Source organism: Solimicrobium silvestre (assembly GCF_002976435.1).
GTDB lineage: Bacteria > Pseudomonadota > Gammaproteobacteria > Burkholderiales > Burkholderiaceae_D > Solimicrobium > Solimicrobium silvestre.
Genome location: NZ_PUGF01000006.1, coordinates 48793 through 67967 on the forward strand (window position 1 = coordinate 48793; position 19175 = coordinate 67967).

A 19175-nucleotide genomic window follows, 5' to 3' on the forward strand; every position below is an offset into this window, starting at 1 on the left:
TCTTTCAAAAACGATTAAGTCAGGCGATTTTTAGCCAACGGTGGCTTTTTAGCGAAATACCGATTTATCCCTTTTAAAATCGCATCCGCCATCTGATTTTGATAATTCTCATCAGTTAACTTTGCCTCTTCTTCCGGGTTAGAAATAAAAGCAGTCTCAATCAACACGCTAGGAATATCCGGCGCTTTTAACACCGCAAAACCCGCTTGCTCAACCGAACCTTTATGCAAGCGATTGATGCCGCCAATTTCATTTAAAATCGCACTGCCTAACTTTAAGCTGTCGCTAATTTGCGCGGTGGTTGAAAGATCTAACAACACGCTGGCAAGCTGTTTATCGTGGTTTTTAATATTGACGCCACCGATCAGATCGGCAGAGTTTTCTTTATTCGCCAACCAACGCGCCGCAGTAGAACTGGCACCTTTGTCGGACAAAGCAAAGACCGAAGAACCACGCGCGCTGCTTTCAATAAATGCATCGGCATGAATTGACATAAATAGATCAGCCTGAACCTTGCGCGCCTTTTCAACCCGAACGTTGAGCGGCACAAAAAAATCGGCATCCCGCGTTAAAAATACCCGCATATTGGGCTGCGTCTCTATCTTGGCTTTTAATCGTTTGGCAATCGACAACACCACATCTTTTTCACGGCTTCCGCCGCGACCAATGGCGCCCGGGTCTTCACCACCGTGACCGGGATCGAGTGCAATGGTGATCATGCGCGTTAGTTGCGGCACATTTTTTAAATCTGGCGCAGTCTGCAGAGGTTGCTCTGGATTCGGGTTTAATTTTGGTTGCGGCATTGCTTGCGCTTGCGGTGCTTGCAATTGTGGCGCTTGTAATTGCGGCTGGGGTTGCATAGTCTGCTGAGATTCATCACCCAACGTGGCAACCGGTGCGTCTTGCAACCACTGCCCTTTTTCAATTAAAGCAGCAATCGGATCAACCGGATTAACCGGATACAAATCAAACACTAAACGATATTTATATTCGCCGACCGGCTTCAAGGTAAATACCTGTGGGTTGATTTCTTCTTTAAGATCAAAAACCAGTCGCACTACATTAGGGCGATTTTGCCCCACCCTTACCTGTTTAATATAGGGATCATTCGATTGAATTTTAGCGATGATTTCTTTTAAGGTGGAATTCAATTCCAAACCTTCAATATCCACCACCATGCGCAGTGGATCTTTCACGATAAACTGGGTCGCGTTTAGCTCAACATCACCTTCCAATGTGACGCGCGTATATTCCTCAGCAGGCCAAACCCGCACGGCCAAAATTTGTGCCGCGTACGAAAGTTTAGGAACTAAAACGGAAAGTAGCAACGTAGCGCCACTTTGTAAAAAAATACGGCGGGAGCGTTTTTGTTTGTTTAATTTCTTATCCATCTGCGTTACAGATTCGGAGCGAAATTGAGTTGGTTCAGACATGCACTTCCTTTCTCCGATAATGCCCGTAATTCTACATGGCGGCCAGTGCCTGCGACAGTTAAAAATACTTCTAAATCAGGGGCTGGTAAAACGCCATCGCCATTTTCAGGCCATTCCACCACACAGATTGTTGAATGATTAAAAACGTCTCTAAATCCGGCCTCTAAAAACTCTTCCGGACTGGTCATTCGATATAAATCGAAATGCATAATCGTGACTGTTTGCCCCGACAATTGCACTTCATAAGGCTCAGCCAAGGTATAGGTTGGACTTTTTACATGGCCCTCATAGCCAGCGGCATGCAACAATGCACGAGTCAGCGCGGTTTTACCTGCGCCTAAATCACCATGCAGATAAATGACTAAGCCAGGAACGAGTTGACGGGCCAAACAACGCCCAAGGGCGTCTGTTGCGGCTTCGTTTTTTAATTGGGTTTTATAGTGCGGCATCTCGTAAAATACGGTTATTTACTTCTAGAATATTATTTTAATCAGCATGATAAACGACAATTACCCTTTTCTGGCACTTAGCATTAAGGCATGGGGCCAAGAATTGGGATTTTCTGATGTCCGCATCTCGGACGTTGACCTTTCCCAGCATGAAGCGGGGCTTTCTGCCTGGTTAGCCGCTGGTTATCATGGTGAAATGGAGTACATGGCAGCGCACGGAATGAAGCGTGCCCGACCTGCCGAATTAGTTCCCGGGGCGCTGCGCGCCATCATGGTTCGGATGGATTATTTACCACCAGAAAGTCCGCCAAATTGGCGCAATGTAGAACATCAACGCGCCCAACAAGCTGGGCAAGCAATTATTTCACTCTATGCCCGCGGGCGCGATTATCACAAGGTGTTGCGTGGACGTTTGCAAGAACTGGCTAACCGGATTGAAGTTGAAGTGGGCGAATTCGGTTACCGTGTGTTTACCGATTCAGCACCGGTCATGGAAGTAGCGCTAGCAGAAAAAGCAGGGTTAGGCTGGCGCGGGAAACACACGTTGCTACTGAACAGGCAGGCCGGGTCACTCTTTTTTATTGGTGAAATCATCACCGACTTGCCACTGCCCGTTGATCCCCCCGTCACCCCGCATTGCGGCCAATGCACTGCCTGCATCACCAGTTGCCCGACCCAGGCAATTTTAGCTCCCTATAAATTAGATGCGCGGCGCTGTATTTCTTACCTCACTATCGAACTCAAAACCAGCATCCCAATTGAACTGCGCCCACTCATCGGTAACCGCGTTTATGGCTGCGATGATTGCCAACTGTGCTGCCCGTGGAATAAATTTGCCCAAGTCAGCGAACAAGCTGATTTTGCCGTCAGGAATGGCTTGGATAATGCCAGCTTAATCGATCTGTTTAGCTGGAGCGAAGCGGACTTTATGAAGAAACTGGAAGGTAGCCCGATAAGACGAATAGGCTACATCAGCTGGTTGCGCAATTTGGCAGTTGGTTTAGGTAACGCAAAACGTGAGCTCTCTATGCATCAAATGGATACCAGTGAGCTTGATTCTGCATTACAGAAACAGATATCGCACCCATCCGAAATAGTACGTGAGCATGTACTTTGGGCACTGCAACAAACGGCAATAGTTGCTTGAATAAGCCCACTTGAATAACTCTATTTGAGTAAGCCGGCCAACTCCACCGCCGTTTTCACTTCCATTTTGTCAAAAATATTCGCCCGGTGTACTTCCACCGTGCGCATGCTAATGCCTAACTGATCAGCAATCAGTTTGTTCATTTTCCCCAACAAAATCAGGTCAAGCACTTCACGTTCACGGGTAGTTAAATTCGCTAAACGCTGATACACCACCGCCATTTCACCTGCTTGCCGAGATAACTCCAAGGCCTCTTGCACGCGATCAAACAAAGCGTTGTCATTAAATGGTTTTTCAAAAAAATCAAACGCGCCACGTTTTAAGGCATCCACCGCCATCGGTACATCACCATGTCCGGTAATAAAAATAACGGGCAGACGTTTACTTATTGGCAGCTCGGCTAGCAGATCAAACGTGGCAATACCACTGATTCCTGCCATACGCACATCGAGCAAAACGCAGTCACCTTTGGGGTCAAAGCTAAATTGGGCAGCATGCTCGGCAGCTGTTCCTGAGCCATTTCTTCCATAGCTAGCCAATGCGCCAAGAAATTGTTCACCGCTTGCGTAGGCTACGCAAGGCAGTTGGCGTGACTTGGCCATCCACACTAAGGCGTCGCGTAAATCGGCATCATCATCAACGATATGTAACATGTCTATCCTTCTATAGTAGAGCTACTCTCAATGGCCGGGAGAGTAAAACAAAAAATTGTACCGCCCGTTGGATTGGCGCGGAATGTAAGCTGCCCACCATGAAATTCAATGATGGTACGGCAAATGTTTAAGCCCATTCCCATTCCTTCCGCCTTGGTTGAAAAGAACGGGGAAAACAAGCGATCGACTACATCTTGGTCCATGCCAGCACCATGATCGATCACTTCAACTTGCACATAATTGCCATATTTTTTTACTTCAATTTGCAATATGCGCTGCTGCAGGGTTAATTCCTGCATCGCTTGCAAGGCATTGCGGGTTAAATTAAGTATGACTTGTTCTAATGAAATTGAATCGACCAAGACATCCGGCAAGGGATGTTCAATATAAATTTGCACATTAATCAGATACGATTTAGCCTGCAATTCGATTAACGGTAGAACACTATTAAATACCGCTTTTAGCTGCATCTGAGTACGATTAGGTTCACGTTTTACGACAAAGTCATGCACGCTGCGGATAATTTGTCCGGCACGTTGCGCCTGATTTTGCATTTGGATTAACGCCGGTTGCAACACGCTTGGTTCAACATCACCCATTTTCATCATATTCAATGCGCCAGTGGCATAACTGGAAATTGCCGCCAACGGCTGATTTAATTCATGCGCCATTACGGAAGCTAATTCTCCCATAGTAGAAAGTCGGGCACTACTTTCTAATCTTTCTTCATGCTGTCGCAAAATTTGCTCAGCCTGTTTTCGGTCGCTGATATCTAAAATAGAACCCATCCAGCCTGTTTGCATGCCATCGTCATCCAGCAAAGCCGATTCATAAATCAACACTGGAATCAGGTGACCATCGGCATGTTTATACACTGTCTCAAAACCGCTTAAAGACATATTTTTACCCATGATAGGTAAACGTTTCTGATAACTATCAATCGCTTCGGCAGCCCAAAATGGCAATGGCGCCTTTTGCCCAACCAGTTGTTGCTCGGTATAGCCAACCATGTCGCAGAAAGCAGGGTTCACGTAGACCAGCCGCCCGTCCAGGCTTCTTACCCGTAAGCCGGTAACCAACGATTTTTCCATTGCGCTACGAAATGCCATTTGCTCCCGCAATGCAGTTTCAGCCGCCTGACGACGCAAAATATCACGCCACAATGCCCATAAGCTCCACACAAGACCTAAGCCCAATAACACTACCGCCGCCACTAAATAGTTAGATAACAATCTAGGCGTACTTTTAATGCTATTAATTTTCAATATTAAATTCACGCCGGATAAATCCAGGTTCCGGCTATGGGTATAAACGTTATGCCCGTAACCGCCATCGGCGCGCATGGCAAATACGATGTCGTCAATATCGGTCAAACTAATTTCATTATCTTTAGCAAACCACCATGGAACCAATTTTTCTAAAATTTCTGACATTTCGTAACTAACAACTAAACTACCTATGTAACGATTATGTCGAAAAAGCGGTAAATGATAGTCCATTAAAATAACGGAATCTTCGCCTTCCTGGGTAGCTGGCTGTGCATACTGAGGTGTTTCGCTAGAGCGCGCATGCACGATAGCTTGCTTTGAATACAATGAAAAATCAGCAGGGGTAAAGGGACGCGTACTAAACCGCACCTGGTCTTTGGCATCCAACCAAATTAATTGATGTAACTCAGGATGCTTTTGAATAAGTGCTGAAAATCGCGCTTTTAACTGTTCAGGAGCAACACTATTAGCGATAATATCGTCGCCTAAAACGCGTAAGCTATCTTCGTTTCTAATTAATTGAAATCGAATTCCTTGTTCAACCCACAACGTATCTGCGATTAATTGTTGCTGTCGGTCTTCAAATTCAATTTTTTGGGAGCGCCAAGGAAGTAGAATTAATACTGGCAATAAAAGTATTGCAAGCAATATGGGCGGAACCCAATGTTGCTTAATAAACGGGGAGCGCGTTCTTGAAATGTGGTTATCCACAATGGTTATTGGTTTTGGCAATTTTAAAATAGGCACTTTACTAAGAACAGAGACTGAAGAAAATGCTGCGCATCCGACATTATGCCTTGATATTTATGGCACTAGCTATGATAACTGGGAGCAACTATGCCCAGACGACGATTGTAATCAAGTTCAGCCATGTTGTCGCCAATGACTCGCCCAAAGGATTGGCGGCTATCCATTTCAAAGAATTAGCCGAAAAAATGACCAAAGGCCGGGTACGAGTTGACGTGTACCCGAACAGCAAACTTTACAAAGACAATGAAGAGTTGGAAGCCTTGCAACTTGGTGTAGTGCAAATGCTGGCGCCCTCGCTTTCCAAACTTTCCGCCTTAGGCTTCCATGAATTTGAGGTATTTGACCTGCCTTATTTATTCCCCAATAAAGAAGCGTTGCACCGCGTAACGCAAGGTCCGATTGGCCGCGACTTATTGAGCAGGCTTGAAACCAAAAATATTGTTGGCTTGGGCATTTGGGATAACGGTTTTAAAAGCATGTCGGCCAACAAGCCTATCCACACGCCAGACGACATGCGCGGTTTAAAAATGCGCATCCAACCCTCCAAAGTAATAGCGACCCAAATGCGCGACTTGGGTGCAACGCCACTTACCTTATCATTTACTTATGCGATTGATTCTTTACGCTTTGGCTTAGCCGATGGCACTGAAAATCCGCCATCCAATTTTTACATGATGCAATTCATCGATTTGCAAAAATACTTAACCTTAACCAATCATGGCTATTTAGGTTATGCCGTCATCGTGAATAAAAAATTCTGGGAAGATTTGCCTGCTGAAATTCGAGTCCAACTCAGCAGTGCAATGAATGAAACTACTAAATTTGCCAATGCCATGGCGCAACAACAAAACGAATTAGACTTGGCGGCCATTAGAAGCTCTGGCAAAACCACCGTCTACGAACTGACGGAAGCGGAACGAATTCAGTGGCGCAAAGCTTTGCTTCCCGTGCAACAGCAAATGGAAACGCGTATTGGAAAAGAGACACTAAATGCAGTGACTCAAGAAGTTGGTAATTCACATGAATGAAATACGCAATTAATTTTTTAGCTATTTTTTAAACGATTTTCCGCATATTTACCACAATTTATAAATTGATGTATTTCACATGTAACATGAATTTGCATATATAAAAGCGCTGTGATATCTTTGCTCCCAATGTGAGTTTAGCGGGTGTATAAAAATCGGAGTTATCCGACACAACATCGAGGAGACCGCGTTTTAATATAGCTGAGCATGCAAAGCATGACATTAGCAAAAAGCGCGAAAGTAGTTTTTAAAGGCGTATCTTCGGATACGCCTTTTTTGTATCTAGTTTTAGTATCATCATATATACAATAAATTTCCGACTGGTGCCGCTCAATGAATAAAGATACCTGGTTCTGCGCTGTCATTCCGGCGCCCTTTGGTGCAGTGGGAATTCGTACTGAAGCGGGTTTATTACGAGAGCTTGAGTATCTTCCGGCTAGCCACGCTCTGCAAGAACCGGCAACAGCATTAACCCAAGAAGTAACACATCAAATTCAGTGCTATTTTGAAAATCCAGCCTTTCAATTTACCGTCCCATTAGCACCCATTGGCACCGAACATCAGCGCAAAGTATGGCAAGCTATCTCTCAGATTCCTCTCGGCCAAGTAATTAACTACGGCCAAATTGCCAAACAGATTGCGTCTGCACCGCGCGCGGTTGGGCAAGCCTGTGGAGCAAATTGGTACCCAATAATTATTCCCTGCCATCGGGTGACCGCCGCAAAAGGTTTAGGTGGATTTGCCCATCATAGTGAAGTGGCTGGCTTTCACTTAACGGTGAAACGCTGGTTATTAGCACATGAAGGTGTACATGGTTATTAATCCATTAATGCAATCTGAAATTGATGAATTTTGCGACACACTTTGGTTGGAAGACGGCTTATCAAAAAACACACTGGAAGCCTATCGCCGCGACCTGACTTTATTTGCAAAATGGCGCACATCCAAAGAACATGATTCATTAATCAACGCGAGTGCGGCTGAGATAAATCAGTACACCAGTTACCTTCATGAAAGCAGCAAAGCAACAACTGCCAACCGCCGCTTAGCCGTTTTTAAACGATTTTACCAACACGCTTTACGCCAGCAAAAAATTAAAGCTGATCCTACTTTAAAAATCGCTTCAGCCAAAACACCGACCCGCAATATTCAAACCCTGAGCGAAGCCCAGGTTGAAGCGTTATTAGCCGCACCAAACCACTCAACAGAACTCGGCCTGCGTGACCGATGCATGTTGGAATTAATGTACGCCAGCGGCCTGCGCGTGACTGAATTAGTTTTACTGAAAATGCAGGAAGTCAGTTTGAATGACAACGTACTGCGCATCACAGGCAAAGGTGACAAAACCCGTCTGGTTCCATTTGGTGAAATCGCCAGCAGCTGGATTAGCCGTTATTTAAAAGAAGCTCGCCCGTTAATTATGAAAGGTCAAATTGACGATGCTTTATTCGTCACCGCACGCGGCGGTGCCATGACACGGCAAATGTTTTGGATAATGATAAAAAAATACAGTCTGCAAGCAGAGATTAACGCCCCACTCTCTCCCCACACGTTAAGACACGCCTTTGCCACTCACCTGATTAACCACGGCGCCGATTTGCGTGTAGTGCAGCTACTGCTCGGCCATTCGGATATAACGACGACCCAAATTTATACGCACGTTGCGCGAGAACGGTTGAAGCGGCTGCATAAGGAACATCATCCTCGCGGGTGAGTTCATTAAAAATCGATGTCTGACCTTCCAAAATAGCAGCAAGATGAGGCTGTTTCAGGTAATCCAAACAAAGCCCCGTTTTATCTACAGCTAGTTATAATTCTAATTCCTCAACCAATGAGGAAAAATAAGCTAACGTCCAACAACGCAAGGCCACTAATATGAGCCACCAAAAACACATCTCCGAAACGCCTGCCACGCAATTTTTACGCAAGTCTGGCATTACGTTTACTGAACATCCCTACACTTACGAAGAACGCGGCGGCACCACTGTTTCGGCGCGTGAATTGGGTGTGGATGAACATTGCGTCATTAAAACCCTGGTGATGCAGAATGAGGCGGGGAAGCCGTTGATTGTGCTAATGCATGGTGACTGTACAGTTTCCACCAAAAACCTGGCGCGCCAGATTGGCTGCAAGAGTGTCGCGCCGTGTAGTCCCGATATTGCGCAACGTCATAGCGGTTATCAGGTAGGCGGCACTTCGCCGTTTGGGACTAAAAAAGCCTTGCCTGTTTATGTGGAAAAAGCTATTTTAGATTTACCAAAAATTTATATAAATGGTGGACGGCGTGGTTATTTGGTGGGAATTGCTCCGCAAATTTTGATTGAAACGCTGCAAGCTAAAGCGGTTGAATGCGCGCTCGCACAAGCTAGTTAAATGTTTGATTTCATTAATCGAGTGCCTGACAATATCATTTCAATTTAGGCGAAATATTTTATGAAAAACCTGCTCGCAGCTCTTCTTTCTCTTCTAGTTTTTAACTCAGCATCAGCCGCAACAACGGATGAAACTACTTCATCTTTTTCAGCGCCTGCGCATCGGGTTACTTTTGAATTCCACAGCGCATTTTTAATGAATCTGCATCACGTTTTGGTTGATGCTGCCGTTCATGATGGCAAGCTTGAGACATTACCTTGGCAAGAAAAACCAAGCGCCGCTGAGTGGCAAACTTTGCAGAACGCAGTAACTTTTTATCGGGATAATTACGCAAAGCGCAGCCTGTTATTTGATAAAACCATGACCGACATTAAAGTAGCATTAAGCGTGGACGATACGCGCCGCGATGCAACTGGTTTAAATTTACCTCCCGACCTGATCGCTGTACTGAACAGTGTTGCGCCAATCTATGCGCGCGGTCTGTGGTCAATTCAAGACCGCAGCAACCAGCTATGGATACAACAGGCTAAATCGCTTGATGCGTTGTATGGCGCCGAAGTGCAAGCTGGGATTGAGCATTACCTGCAACATGGCTTCCCGCTCACACCAGTACGCGATGACGTGGTAGTGGAAACCGGGGATAGAAGAGGCGCCTATACCGATGAGCAAACGGTACTGCCAAGTGGCCGGGCTGACTATTCTGGGCTGGCAACGCTGGAAATGCTGTACCACGAAGCGTCGCATATTAATGTGACCGATACATTGAGTGATGCAATTGACGCTAGGTTAAAGGCGACTGATCGATCAGATAAATTCCAGTTATGGCATGCGGTGCAGTTTTATACGGTTGGTAAAGTGGTTCAGGACGTGTACAAGCAACGAGCTAATCTTGATTACCGGCCTTATGCGGATAAAAACGGGGTATATCAGCGCGGCTGGTCTATTTTCGTGCCATCGCTGAATGATATTTGGCTGCCTTATATGAACGGAAAATCAACACTGCAAGAAGCCGTTACGGCGATGGTGGACAAACTTCCGGCTACTTAAGTTGACGCATTTGATCAGATTAAACCCCATACTCCCAAGGCTTCTTGAAAAGAAGCTGTCTTGCACTACACTAAATTGAGCAGATAATCTGCTGCTGGTCGCTTGGTCTTTGCTACGTCAGATCAAGCGCTTAAGTGTTTAACTTCCCATTTAGCAAAGGTTGGACTGTGAGTATGCCAATGCACGCGATCGCCGATGAGATTCCCGATAAGTTTATTGCCAAGTGGCAAAATACGACCAACGTCATGGCCGATATTTTTGATGTGCCCGCTGGCTTAATTATGCGTGTCCTGCCGGAGCAAATTGAAGTTCTGGTGTCTAGCCATACCGCTAAAAATCCCTATGAAGCGAAGGAAAAGGCAAACCTGCATACCGGCTTGTACTGTGAAACCGTGATGGCTAGTCGCACGATCTTGCAAGTGCCAAATGCACTGCTGGATGAACATTGGAACCACAATCCAGATGTTGCGCTGAACATGATTTCCTACCTTGGGGTTCCGCTGATGCTACCTAACGAGGAAGTATTCGGGACGATCTGTGTGTTAGACAACAAAACGCGCTCGTATCAAACCAAATATATAGATTTGCTGTGGGAAATTAAAAAAAGCATTGAGGCCGATTTTAAGATCATTGAACAGCAAGCGAAACTTCAAGCTAGTTACGCTGAAGTGCTGCAAGCCATTGAAAGCCAAAAAAGAGATGCCGTAAAACTGGAGCAGGCGAATACAGAGTTAAGCATTGCGCTCGCCTCATTGACAAAAATGCAGTGCGAACTGGTGCGAGCAGAAACGATGGCGGCCTTGGGTTCGTTAGTAGCAGGCGTTTCCCACGAACTCAACACACCGCTTGGCAATAGCATGATGGCCGCGAGTTCGTTGCAATATCAAGTTGCGACATTGGCGGCTGAACTACCCAAAGGCATCACGCGCGGACGTATTAACGAATTCGTTGCCACATTGGGCGAGGCCGCAGATATTTTGATGCGTAGCTTGAGCCGTACTGCAGACATGGTGAGCAGTTTCAAGCAGGTCGCTGTAGATCAAACCAGCTTGAATCACCGCAGCTTTTCCTTAAAGGCGACCATCGCTGACATCCTGATGACATTGACTTCACCTATCAGCGAGAGTCAAGTCGTGGTCGAAAGTGATATTCCTGCCATGATCACGATGGATAGCTACCCGGGCCCGCTTTGCCAGATATTGAGCATTCTGATCAGTAATTCAATTATGCATGCGTTCGTTGGTCGCACTCACGGCAAAATCACGGTCAGCGCTGAGTTGCAGGAAGATGACATGGTTCGCTTAATTATCTGCGACGACGGAATTGGTATACCTAAAGCCAATTTAGCACGTGTATTTGATCCTTTTTTTACTACCGCAATGGGGCACGGCGGTAGCGGGCTGGGATTACACATCGCGTATAACCTTGCTCATTCCGCTCTGCGCGGCACTATCGTCGTTGAAAGCTTGCCAGATCAAGGAGCGCGTTTCACACTTACCCTGCCTAGAGTTGCTCCTGTTACAGAGCTTAAATAGGTTTCAAACTCCTGCATCGGAGATTAGCCAGCATTCACACCCCACCCATGCCATGTGACAAGTGTCGCAAATAATTCTTGACGCAATGTGACTTATGTCACACAATCGCTTCATTGGTCACAAACCGGAGCTGATTTGATGTCTATTCCATCCATTACCGAACTGAGTCTGCTAAAAGCGCTGTGGAAGCAGCAGCCGCTCAGCGCTCGCGAAATTCACGAAAGCGTTGTTGAGGAACTGAACTGGTCGTTTTCATCTACCCGCAAAACACTTGAACGCATGCTGGAAAAGCAGATGGTTAGCCAGCAAACCCTGCACGGGGTTTTGGTCTATCAGCCGAGCCTGGACAAAGTCAACACACTAGCCGCCTTCGCACATGATTTCGGTCGACGCGTGATGGAGATGGATGCGCCGTTACCCGTCAATATGTTCACTGGCAGTAAACTGGTCGATCAGCGCGAGTTAGCTGAACTGGAACAATTGTTGCGTGACTGGCCGACAGATCAGGAGTAATCATGAACGAGATCATCACTAATTTTTCTTTGTTATTCCTGCAAGCCAGCATCAGTTGCACGGTCGTCGCATTGATTGTGTGGGGCGTGTTAGCACTCGCTGTGCGAATATGGCCGGGCTTGTCGATTCAACGTTCGGTATGGTTGCTGGCGCAAGTGGCAATTGGCGTTGCCTTCTTGTTGGTTTGGGTACCGCAAACTGCGCATCTGAGCATCCTCCCTACCTTTACTATTGCGGCAACCAGCAAACACGACATGCCAACACATATCGATATGGCGCGTCCAATTGTGGAGCAAACAAAATTAACAGATCCAGCAAGCGACGAGGAAGTTGGTACTTTTAACGTGACTCACCTTGCATGGATTTGGTTGGCAGTGTACAGCGCAGGATTAGCGCTCAACCTAACGCGCTGGTTGCTGGCAAAACGTAAGCTACAGGCTTTGCTTACGACTTCTGAAGTGCTAACTGGTGAGGCGTTGCGTACACATCCGGCGCTAAACGAATTACCTGAATATGCACTAAACCGCGTGCAAATAATGGAGACCAGTGCGGCAGTGTCACCGATGTTAGTCGGGGTTGGGCTCAACAAGACGACGCGCTTGTTGCTGCCGCAGCACTTGCGTAGTTTTAACACTGAACAACAACGCTTAATTGTCGCCCACGAGCTAACTCACTGGCGCCGGCATGATCTGCTATTCCTACATCTGAGCACACTATTGCAAACTCTATTCTGGTTCAATCCAATATTGCGCAGCCTCGGTAAGCGACTGAATTGGGCGCAGGAATTAGGCTGCGATCAGCAAGTGTTGACTGGTCGCTCGCAACAGCAGCGTCAACACTATGCGGCAGCTCTGGTTGGGCAATTAAAAGCGCAGCAAGCCCTGTTCGACACAGCTCTTCCTGCACTGGCATTCGGCGCAATGCAAGGCGCCACACTTGCCACCCGCATTAATTTAATCCGACGCAATACCTTGCCAAACTCAAACTGGCTTAGCAAATACACAGTCGCGGCTGGACTGGCTGGTGTGCTAATTTGCAGCATGTTATTGCAACCGGCTTTTGCCTTGCATGATGAATCCGTTGATCTGTCCACCAGTGTTGTAACGAATCAGAATGCGCATGCTACTGAATCAACTGCCACGTTACCGCAGTGGAGCAATCCAGTCAGCGACGTACACATTAATGCGTTCTACGGAGTGCAAGGCAAGCTGACCCCAAACGGACATCACGGAATTGATTTCTCTGCCAAGCTGGGCACTCCGGTATTAGCAATGGCGGACGGCACGGTTATCGCCTCTACTGAGCAATGGGAAAACGATCCGCATTACGGACGTGGACGTGTCGTGGTGATTCAGCATCCAGATAATTTGCGTTCGCTTTACGCCCATCTGGGCAGCAGCACAGTAAAAGTCGGCGACGTCATCAAGGCCGGACAAGTGATTGCCTATTCAGGCGCGAGCGGCAAAGTTACCGGTCCGCACTTGCATGTAGAAGCCTGGCAAGGTGAGCAGTTGATCGACCCGCAGCGCCTGCTGGCAGGATTGGACGAACATGCATCCCAGTCGGCATTGCGGGCACGTAACGCGATCAAAATGAACTAGCTTCTAACCGCGGCCGCCGCCGTGCTAACCCCCTATTAATCTTCACGCAAACTGCATCGCGCTGGCCTAGCCAGTGCGGCGTCAGCGTACCCAAATTCGAAAAAAATTAACATGAAAATACGCTATCCTGCGCTGCTCGCACTGACCAACTTCGTCATGTTATACGGAGCAACTTACGCCAGTGACGATCTGGTCAATATAGTAAATGTGGAAGCGGCTCACTATGACCAGCGCCATCAAGAAACTGCCAGCATTATTGTAGTGAACCATGATGATTTATTACGCTTTGGCGATACCAGTTTAGCTGATGCCCTGAAGCGCATTCCCGGCATCAGCATCGGCGGCGCTGGAAGTGGACTCAATGGCGAACGCGCCGGCGAAATTCGCCTGCATGGATTAGGTGGGGGTTACACGCAAATTATGTTGAATGGCGTGGTAGCACCAAATGGCTTTACGCTGGAATCATTGTCACCTGAGTTGATTGAACGTGTTGAAATCATGCCGACAGCGTCCGCCGAGCTGGGCGCGCAAGGCATCGCGGGTACGATCAACATCATCCTAAGAAAATCCGTAGCCCATCCGCGCCGCGAATTCAAACTAGAGCTGGGCGAACAAGATGGCGCACGCAGTTCTCAACTCATGCCCACGCTCAGCGGCGAAGTGGCAGGTACACTTAATAATGTGGACTACGTTGTGGTGGGAACGCTCAGCCGCACGCGATTAACAACGAGCACAGAGATTGACACCAGTGCAGCGGATGGCTACCCCGCCGCCATCGATACACTGCATCGTTTAACGCAGGAACAAAAAGACAGCCGCACCGACAACCTGAATCTGACACCCAGATTCACTTTTCATCTGAGCGACGACGACAGTTTAACTTCACAAAGTTATATCAACGCCAAACATGCAACGGTTGCACAGACCGACCAAGACACGACTCTGCTTGGCACAACTAGTCAGTACCCAGCCAGCGACAGACAATTCGATTTGGAATCAACCGTTCTACGCAGCGATCTTAACTGGACTCACACCTTCGATGAAGATACGCGCTTCACACTGAAAGCCGGTGCCAGCGATAGTTTCCGCCATTCCGACTTCCGCTTCTTTGGCACAGATGGCAGCGCCGATGGTAGCGGCTTACATCTGGTACAAGCGGGTATTAACGAATATGGAATTACTCTGGCCGGGAATCTCAACTTTTCACTTACGCCAACCCACGCAATAACGCTAGGTTGGGACGGCGCGCAAACACGACGCAGTGAAAGCCGGATGGAGCAGGATTATGTTCCTGCCACGCTGCAGAACCCGCCTGCCGCCACACAAAATGATCGCTACGACGGTACCATAACGCGGGGCGCTTTGTTTGTGCAGGACGACTGGGACATCAGCGCAGCTTGGTCATTGTCCGCGGGTCTGCGCTGGGAAAAAATGCGCACGGCAGTTATCAGCAACGCCCTATTATCTGCACCGGAAAGTAGTAACGAATTTAGCTCCATTGTCAGTCCGCTCATACAGACCTTGTACAAATTTTCGCCCGATGATCAGTTGCGCATAGGATTAACGCGCACCTACAAAGAACCGACAATGGTTGAACTGATTCCACGCCTGTACACGGTAGATAACAATAACAGCCCGACCAATCCAGACACACAAGGCAATCCGGCATTGCGTCCGGAATTGGCGTGGGGACTGGATGCAGGAGTTGAACATGAAATTGGCAAAAATGGATTAATCGGCGCAAGTATGTTCGTGCGCCGGATTGACGACGTTATAGCTGAGCAGTTATTTCAAGAAGGGATTAACTGGGTGCTGCAACCGGTCAATGCCGGACGCGCCAATGTACATGGAATAACCCTTGAAGCTAAATTTACGCTGAACAGCTTGCTAGAAGTAGCGCCGCCAGTGGAGCTGCGGGCCAACCTGACACGCAACTGGTCTAACGTCGAAAGCCTGCCTGGGCCGAATAATCGGCTCGACCAACAAACACCCTTAAGCGCCAATCTTGGCCTCGATTATCATTTGCCGGGAAATGAATTTACGCTCGGCACAAATTTTAATTTGACTAGCGGCGGCCCAGCACAAACTACGGCGCAGTTAGCGTCGTATAGCGCCCCGGTACGCAGTCTTGATGCCTTTGCGTTATGGGCTATCGACAGCCAAAGTCGGATACGTTTTAGCGCCGACAACTTACTACATCAAAATCAGATTAACGCATTCAACTATGCCGACAACGGTAGTAGTGAACGTACTATCTCCACCATGCGTACGGCAACTACGCTGCGTTTGACGTGGGAAGTTAAGTTTGGAATGTAATGCGCAAGTATTGAATTAACACCTGTAAAATGTTTCCCAAAATACCTAAATATAACGACGTCGGAGATCAATTGCTACCTACCAAATCTGCCCCCATCTCCCGAAACGCACGGGTCGACTTTCTACGTGGCGTTGCCATATCCTGCGTACTAATTTTACATTTCGCCCTCGCTTTCGGCTTTAAAAATAGTCCGCTTGGAACGCTGTTAAGCCCAGCGTTATTACATGCAATCGCGTTCAACGGCAACTTCGGCGTCACGATGTTTTTTGTCATTTCCGGATTTTTAATTACCTCCAACTCCCTCAGCCGTTGGAACAATTTAAAAGAGATTAATGCACGCACGTTTTATCTATTCCGTTTTGCCCGCATCATGCCCAGCCTGTTATTGGTACTGGCTATCATCGTCACGCTCGGCTGTTTGGATATACCGTTTTTTGACAATTCAGATAACAACCATCATCTGCCCAGTTCTTATTTTTTAATTTCCATCGGGTCAGTGCTCAGCTTTTGGCATAACGTGCTGATGCAAACTAGCGGTTATATTAATTACTGTATTGACGTGTACTGGTCACTCTCGGTTGAAGAAGTATTTTATCTGGCCCTTCCTTTGGTCTGCCTGCTGTTACGACGTACATGGCTCATCGTCGCAGTTTGCATTACGGCCATCGTCATCGGCCCGATTTACCGCAGCCAGCATACCAATAATGAGATTTTCTTTATGTACGGTTATTTTGCCTGCTTCGACGCGATTGCTTTCGGCTGCATTACGGCGTTGCTGGCGCGACGGGGAATTATCCCAATCAAATTCAATCGTGTATTACGGCTGGCTGCGGCCATCGCGCTCGGCGTGGTTTACCTACGCGGTATCGACGGGCATGAAATTTTCGGCTTTTCGCTAATCGCCCTAGCCAGCGCAGCTTTTTTACTCGGCGCAGCCAATGATAATAGCCCGGGCTGGAGCACTGGCCGGCTCAGTAGCGGTGTGCGCTGGGTGGGACGATATAGCTATGAAATTTATCTGTTCCATATCGTCGTGCTGGGGCTAATGCGTAATGTATTGACCAAAGAGCAGCTCAGCTATTCAGCAAGATTGCCATGGTTTCTATTATTTCTCGTATTAACGGCGTTAGTCGCTTGGCTGGTGGCGCGTTATGTTTCTGAACCGGCAAATACAGCAATTCGGCGACGCTATGGCCATTAAATTAATTCAATTTATTTTTCATGATTCCAACAATATTCCTGTTTGTGATACGTCTTCACAAGTATGGAAACGACGCTGAACCCCAACCAATCGATGGCTACACAAGATAAGCACATTAGCGACACCGTTTTGCGCGAGCAAGCGCGGCTTGGGAATTTTATCCGTCAGCGCGTTGCGGACCAGAGCGAAGCCGAAGATATCTTGCAAGATGTTTTTTACGAATTGGTCGAAGCTTATCGTTTGCCTGAACCTATCGAGCAAGTTGGGGCATGGCTTTTTCGGGTGGCGCGGAATCGCATCATCGACCGGTTTCGCAAAAAAAGAGAACAGCCACTGCCCGAAACAGAGGCTGATTCCGGCGACGAATATTGGTTGGAGCAAGTCTTACCAGCAAGCGACGCAGGGCCGGAAGCCGCCTATGCGCGCGCGGTGTTATTAGAAGAGCTGCACGACGCGCTCGACGAATTACCGTTAGAGCAGCGTGAGGTATTCATCGCCCATGAACTAGAGGGGCTCAGCTTTAAAGAATTGGCAGCGCTCAGCGGAGTCGGCGTAAATACCCTGCTGGCGCGCAAACGGTATGCGGTGCTGCATCTGCGTACACACTTGCAAGCGATCTATAACGAATTCAATCTGTAAAGGAAGTGTGCAATGAATTTCAAATTAAGAGTATTGAAAAAAATAGTATTTGTGGTGTTCTGCATCGCGGCATTAAGTTGGCTGGTGATGGTGCTGTGGAATTGGCTCATTCCTTCGCTGTTTATCGGGGCACGTGAAATTGATTATGCCCGTGCCATCGGCTTGCTAATCTTAAGCAGAATCTTGTTTGGCGGGCTGCGCGGCCATCACGGTCACCATGAACGTCACGCTGATCATGAACACTGGCATAGCCGTTGGCATCAACATCGCTGGGAAAAAATGACGCAGGAAGAGCGCGAGAAATTTCAGAACGGCATACTTTCTGCGCGTGATAAACATAAGCAAGAAAACCAACAATAAATACGCCTGGCTTTATCTTTTTTTCAGCGAAAAACAAGTGGAGGGAATCGACATGACTACTACGGCTAACTGCAAACAAAGCCCGGGAATTATCGTACCGGTTGTGAACTTTAAGCGCTGCGAGGGAAAAGCAGATTGCGCTGTCGTCTGCCCCGAGAATGTCTTTGAAATCCAACGCATCAAACCAGCCGATTATCAGAAATTAAATCTGCTAAATCAATTTAAATTACGGGTACATGGAATGCAGGTTGCCTACGCCCCGAATGCCGATGCCTGCAAAGCATGTGGCTTGTGCGTAACGGCATGTCCGGAAAAAGCGATTACTTTAGCCAGGCTTGCTTGAGTATTCCCAACACTCATTTACCAAACAAATCTGAATGTGTGCCGGTACGATCAAATCTGACTTCATCACCATCAATCCGATAAATCAACAACCAATCGGGTTCAATATGAAGGTCTCGCCTCGGTTTCCAATCACCTTGCAATGGATGATCTTTAAAATCACGCGGCAGTGCTTGACCATCCAACAATAACTGAATTACATCGCGTAGCTTATTCATATTCTTACCGCGCTTTTCTGCCAACTTTACGTCGCGTTTAAACTGCCCCGAGTAACTTGGCTTGCGCATTAAATACCCAGTTTTTTAAATAAATCTTGCGCACTTGATGCATGAAAAACGTCTTCATTCTGGTCGCTCTTACGGATTGTTTCAGCAGTTAATGCATTGGGTACGGCACTTTCTGCAATGTATAAACGCATTAAATCGCGAATAATTTGCGCCGCAGGACGGTGACGCCCGGCCGCCACCGCCATGAACTGATCCCGCAACTCCGACTCCATTTTGATGGACATTTGTACTT

At 47.4% G+C, this 19175-nt stretch carries 20 protein-coding genes; 14 read left to right on the forward strand and 6 right to left on the reverse strand.

All coding sequences use genetic code 11. The annotated features are described in order from the left end of the window. Positions 1 to 14: 14 nt before the first annotated feature. Both S2091_RS07865 and tsaE read right to left on the reverse strand, forming a co-directional pair. Positions 15 to 1433: an N-acetylmuramoyl-L-alanine amidase gene (locus S2091_RS07865; RefSeq protein ID WP_105531252.1), complete on the reverse strand. Its 1419-nt coding sequence runs from the start codon at positions 1431 to 1433 to the stop codon at positions 15 to 17. After that, entirely contained in the window at positions 1397 to 1882 is a 486-nt protein-coding gene (tsaE, locus tag S2091_RS07870) for a tRNA (adenosine(37)-N6)-threonylcarbamoyltransferase complex ATPase subunit type 1 TsaE (protein ID WP_105531253.1), read from the reverse strand. Before tsaE ends, S2091_RS07865 begins: the two co-directional genes overlap by 37 nt. Before the next feature lie 46 nt (positions 1883 to 1928). On the opposite strand from tsaE, the gene queG reads away from it, so the two are divergent. After that, on the forward strand, positions 1929 to 3029 hold the full coding sequence (gene queG, locus S2091_RS07875) for a tRNA epoxyqueuosine(34) reductase QueG (protein WP_105531254.1): 1101 nt from the start codon (positions 1929 to 1931) through the stop codon (positions 3027 to 3029). Between the two features lie 20 nt (positions 3030 to 3049). Here the strand turns inward: queG and S2091_RS07880 are convergent, their stop codons facing one another. Both S2091_RS07880 and S2091_RS07885 read right to left on the reverse strand, forming a co-directional pair. Further along, positions 3050 to 3682: a response regulator transcription factor gene (locus S2091_RS07880; protein WP_105531255.1), complete on the reverse strand. Its 633-nt coding sequence runs from the start codon at positions 3680 to 3682 to the stop codon at positions 3050 to 3052. 2 nt (positions 3683 to 3684) lie between these two features. Next, positions 3685 to 5580, reverse strand: coding sequence for a PAS domain-containing sensor histidine kinase (locus S2091_RS07885; protein WP_243405347.1), 1896 nt, complete (start codon positions 5578 to 5580; stop codon positions 3685 to 3687). Positions 5581 to 5768: 188 nt separating this feature from the next. Between S2091_RS07885 and S2091_RS07890 the strand changes: the two genes are divergently transcribed. The 13 genes from S2091_RS07890 to S2091_RS07950 all read left to right on the forward strand — a co-directional run bounded on the left by S2091_RS07890 (position 5769) and on the right by S2091_RS07950 (position 18657). Beyond that, positions 5769 to 6728, forward strand: a complete 960-nt coding sequence (locus tag S2091_RS07890) for a DctP family TRAP transporter solute-binding subunit (RefSeq protein ID WP_243405348.1) — start codon at positions 5769 to 5771, stop codon at positions 6726 to 6728. A gap of 333 nt (positions 6729 to 7061) precedes the next feature. Then, positions 7062 to 7550 carry a methylated-DNA--[protein]-cysteine S-methyltransferase gene (locus tag S2091_RS07895; protein ID WP_105531256.1) on the forward strand — a complete coding sequence of 163 codons (489 nt, stop codon included), beginning with the start codon at positions 7062 to 7064 and terminating at the stop codon, positions 7548 to 7550. Continuing rightward, positions 7540 to 8442 (forward strand): site-specific tyrosine recombinase XerD, encoded by a 903-nt coding sequence (gene xerD / locus S2091_RS07900; RefSeq protein WP_243405349.1) that lies wholly within the window; start codon positions 7540 to 7542, stop codon positions 8440 to 8442. Before S2091_RS07895 ends, xerD begins: the two co-directional genes overlap by 11 nt. 161 nt (positions 8443 to 8603) lie before the next feature. Next, the gene (gene ybaK / locus S2091_RS07905) at positions 8604 to 9101 is read left to right on the forward strand and encodes a Cys-tRNA(Pro) deacylase (RefSeq protein WP_105531257.1); all 498 of its coding nucleotides are present in this window, start codon (positions 8604 to 8606) and stop codon (positions 9099 to 9101) included. A 60-nt stretch (positions 9102 to 9161) separates the two neighbouring features. Next, positions 9162 to 10148, forward strand: a complete 987-nt coding sequence (locus S2091_RS07910; RefSeq protein WP_105531258.1) for a hypothetical protein — start codon at positions 9162 to 9164, stop codon at positions 10146 to 10148. Positions 10149 to 10321: 173 nt separating this feature from the next. Further along, a complete protein-coding gene (locus S2091_RS07915; RefSeq protein ID WP_243405350.1) occupies positions 10322 to 11683 on the forward strand; it encodes a GAF domain-containing sensor histidine kinase in 1362 nt (453 codons plus the stop codon). A gap of 138 nt (positions 11684 to 11821) precedes the next feature. Next, positions 11822 to 12196, forward strand: coding sequence for a BlaI/MecI/CopY family transcriptional regulator (locus S2091_RS07920; protein ID WP_105531260.1), 375 nt, complete (start codon positions 11822 to 11824; stop codon positions 12194 to 12196). A 2-nt stretch (positions 12197 to 12198) separates the two neighbouring features. After that, positions 12199 to 13797, forward strand: coding sequence for a M23/M56 family metallopeptidase (locus S2091_RS07925; protein WP_105531261.1), 1599 nt, complete (start codon positions 12199 to 12201; stop codon positions 13795 to 13797). Between the two features lie 111 nt (positions 13798 to 13908). After that, positions 13909 to 16113: a TonB-dependent receptor plug domain-containing protein gene (locus S2091_RS07930; RefSeq protein WP_105531262.1), complete on the forward strand. Its 2205-nt coding sequence runs from the start codon at positions 13909 to 13911 to the stop codon at positions 16111 to 16113. 71 nt (positions 16114 to 16184) lie between these two features. Then, the gene (locus S2091_RS07935; RefSeq protein WP_243405351.1) at positions 16185 to 17315 is read left to right on the forward strand and encodes an acyltransferase family protein; all 1131 of its coding nucleotides are present in this window, start codon (positions 16185 to 16187) and stop codon (positions 17313 to 17315) included. Between the two features lie 93 nt (positions 17316 to 17408). After that, on the forward strand, positions 17409 to 17954 hold the full coding sequence (locus S2091_RS07940; protein WP_423828232.1) for an RNA polymerase sigma factor: 546 nt from the start codon (positions 17409 to 17411) through the stop codon (positions 17952 to 17954). A gap of 12 nt (positions 17955 to 17966) precedes the next feature. After that, a complete protein-coding gene (locus S2091_RS07945; protein ID WP_105531265.1) occupies positions 17967 to 18314 on the forward strand; it encodes a hypothetical protein in 348 nt (115 codons plus the stop codon). Positions 18315 to 18366: 52 nt separating this feature from the next. Then, the gene (locus tag S2091_RS07950; RefSeq protein ID WP_207769658.1) at positions 18367 to 18657 is read left to right on the forward strand and encodes a 4Fe-4S dicluster domain-containing protein; all 291 of its coding nucleotides are present in this window, start codon (positions 18367 to 18369) and stop codon (positions 18655 to 18657) included. Positions 18658 to 18670: 13 nt separating this feature from the next. On the opposite strand, the gene S2091_RS07955 is transcribed toward S2091_RS07950, so the two are convergent. Next, positions 18671 to 18943, reverse strand: a complete 273-nt coding sequence (locus tag S2091_RS07955; protein WP_105531266.1) for a type II toxin-antitoxin system YafQ family toxin — start codon at positions 18941 to 18943, stop codon at positions 18671 to 18673. After that, a complete protein-coding gene (locus S2091_RS07960) occupies positions 18943 to 19167 on the reverse strand; it encodes a type II toxin-antitoxin system antitoxin, RelB/DinJ family (RefSeq protein WP_207769659.1) in 225 nt (74 codons plus the stop codon). The genes S2091_RS07955 and S2091_RS07960 overlap by 1 nt, the downstream gene beginning before the upstream one ends. Positions 19168 to 19175 lie beyond the last annotated feature (8 nt).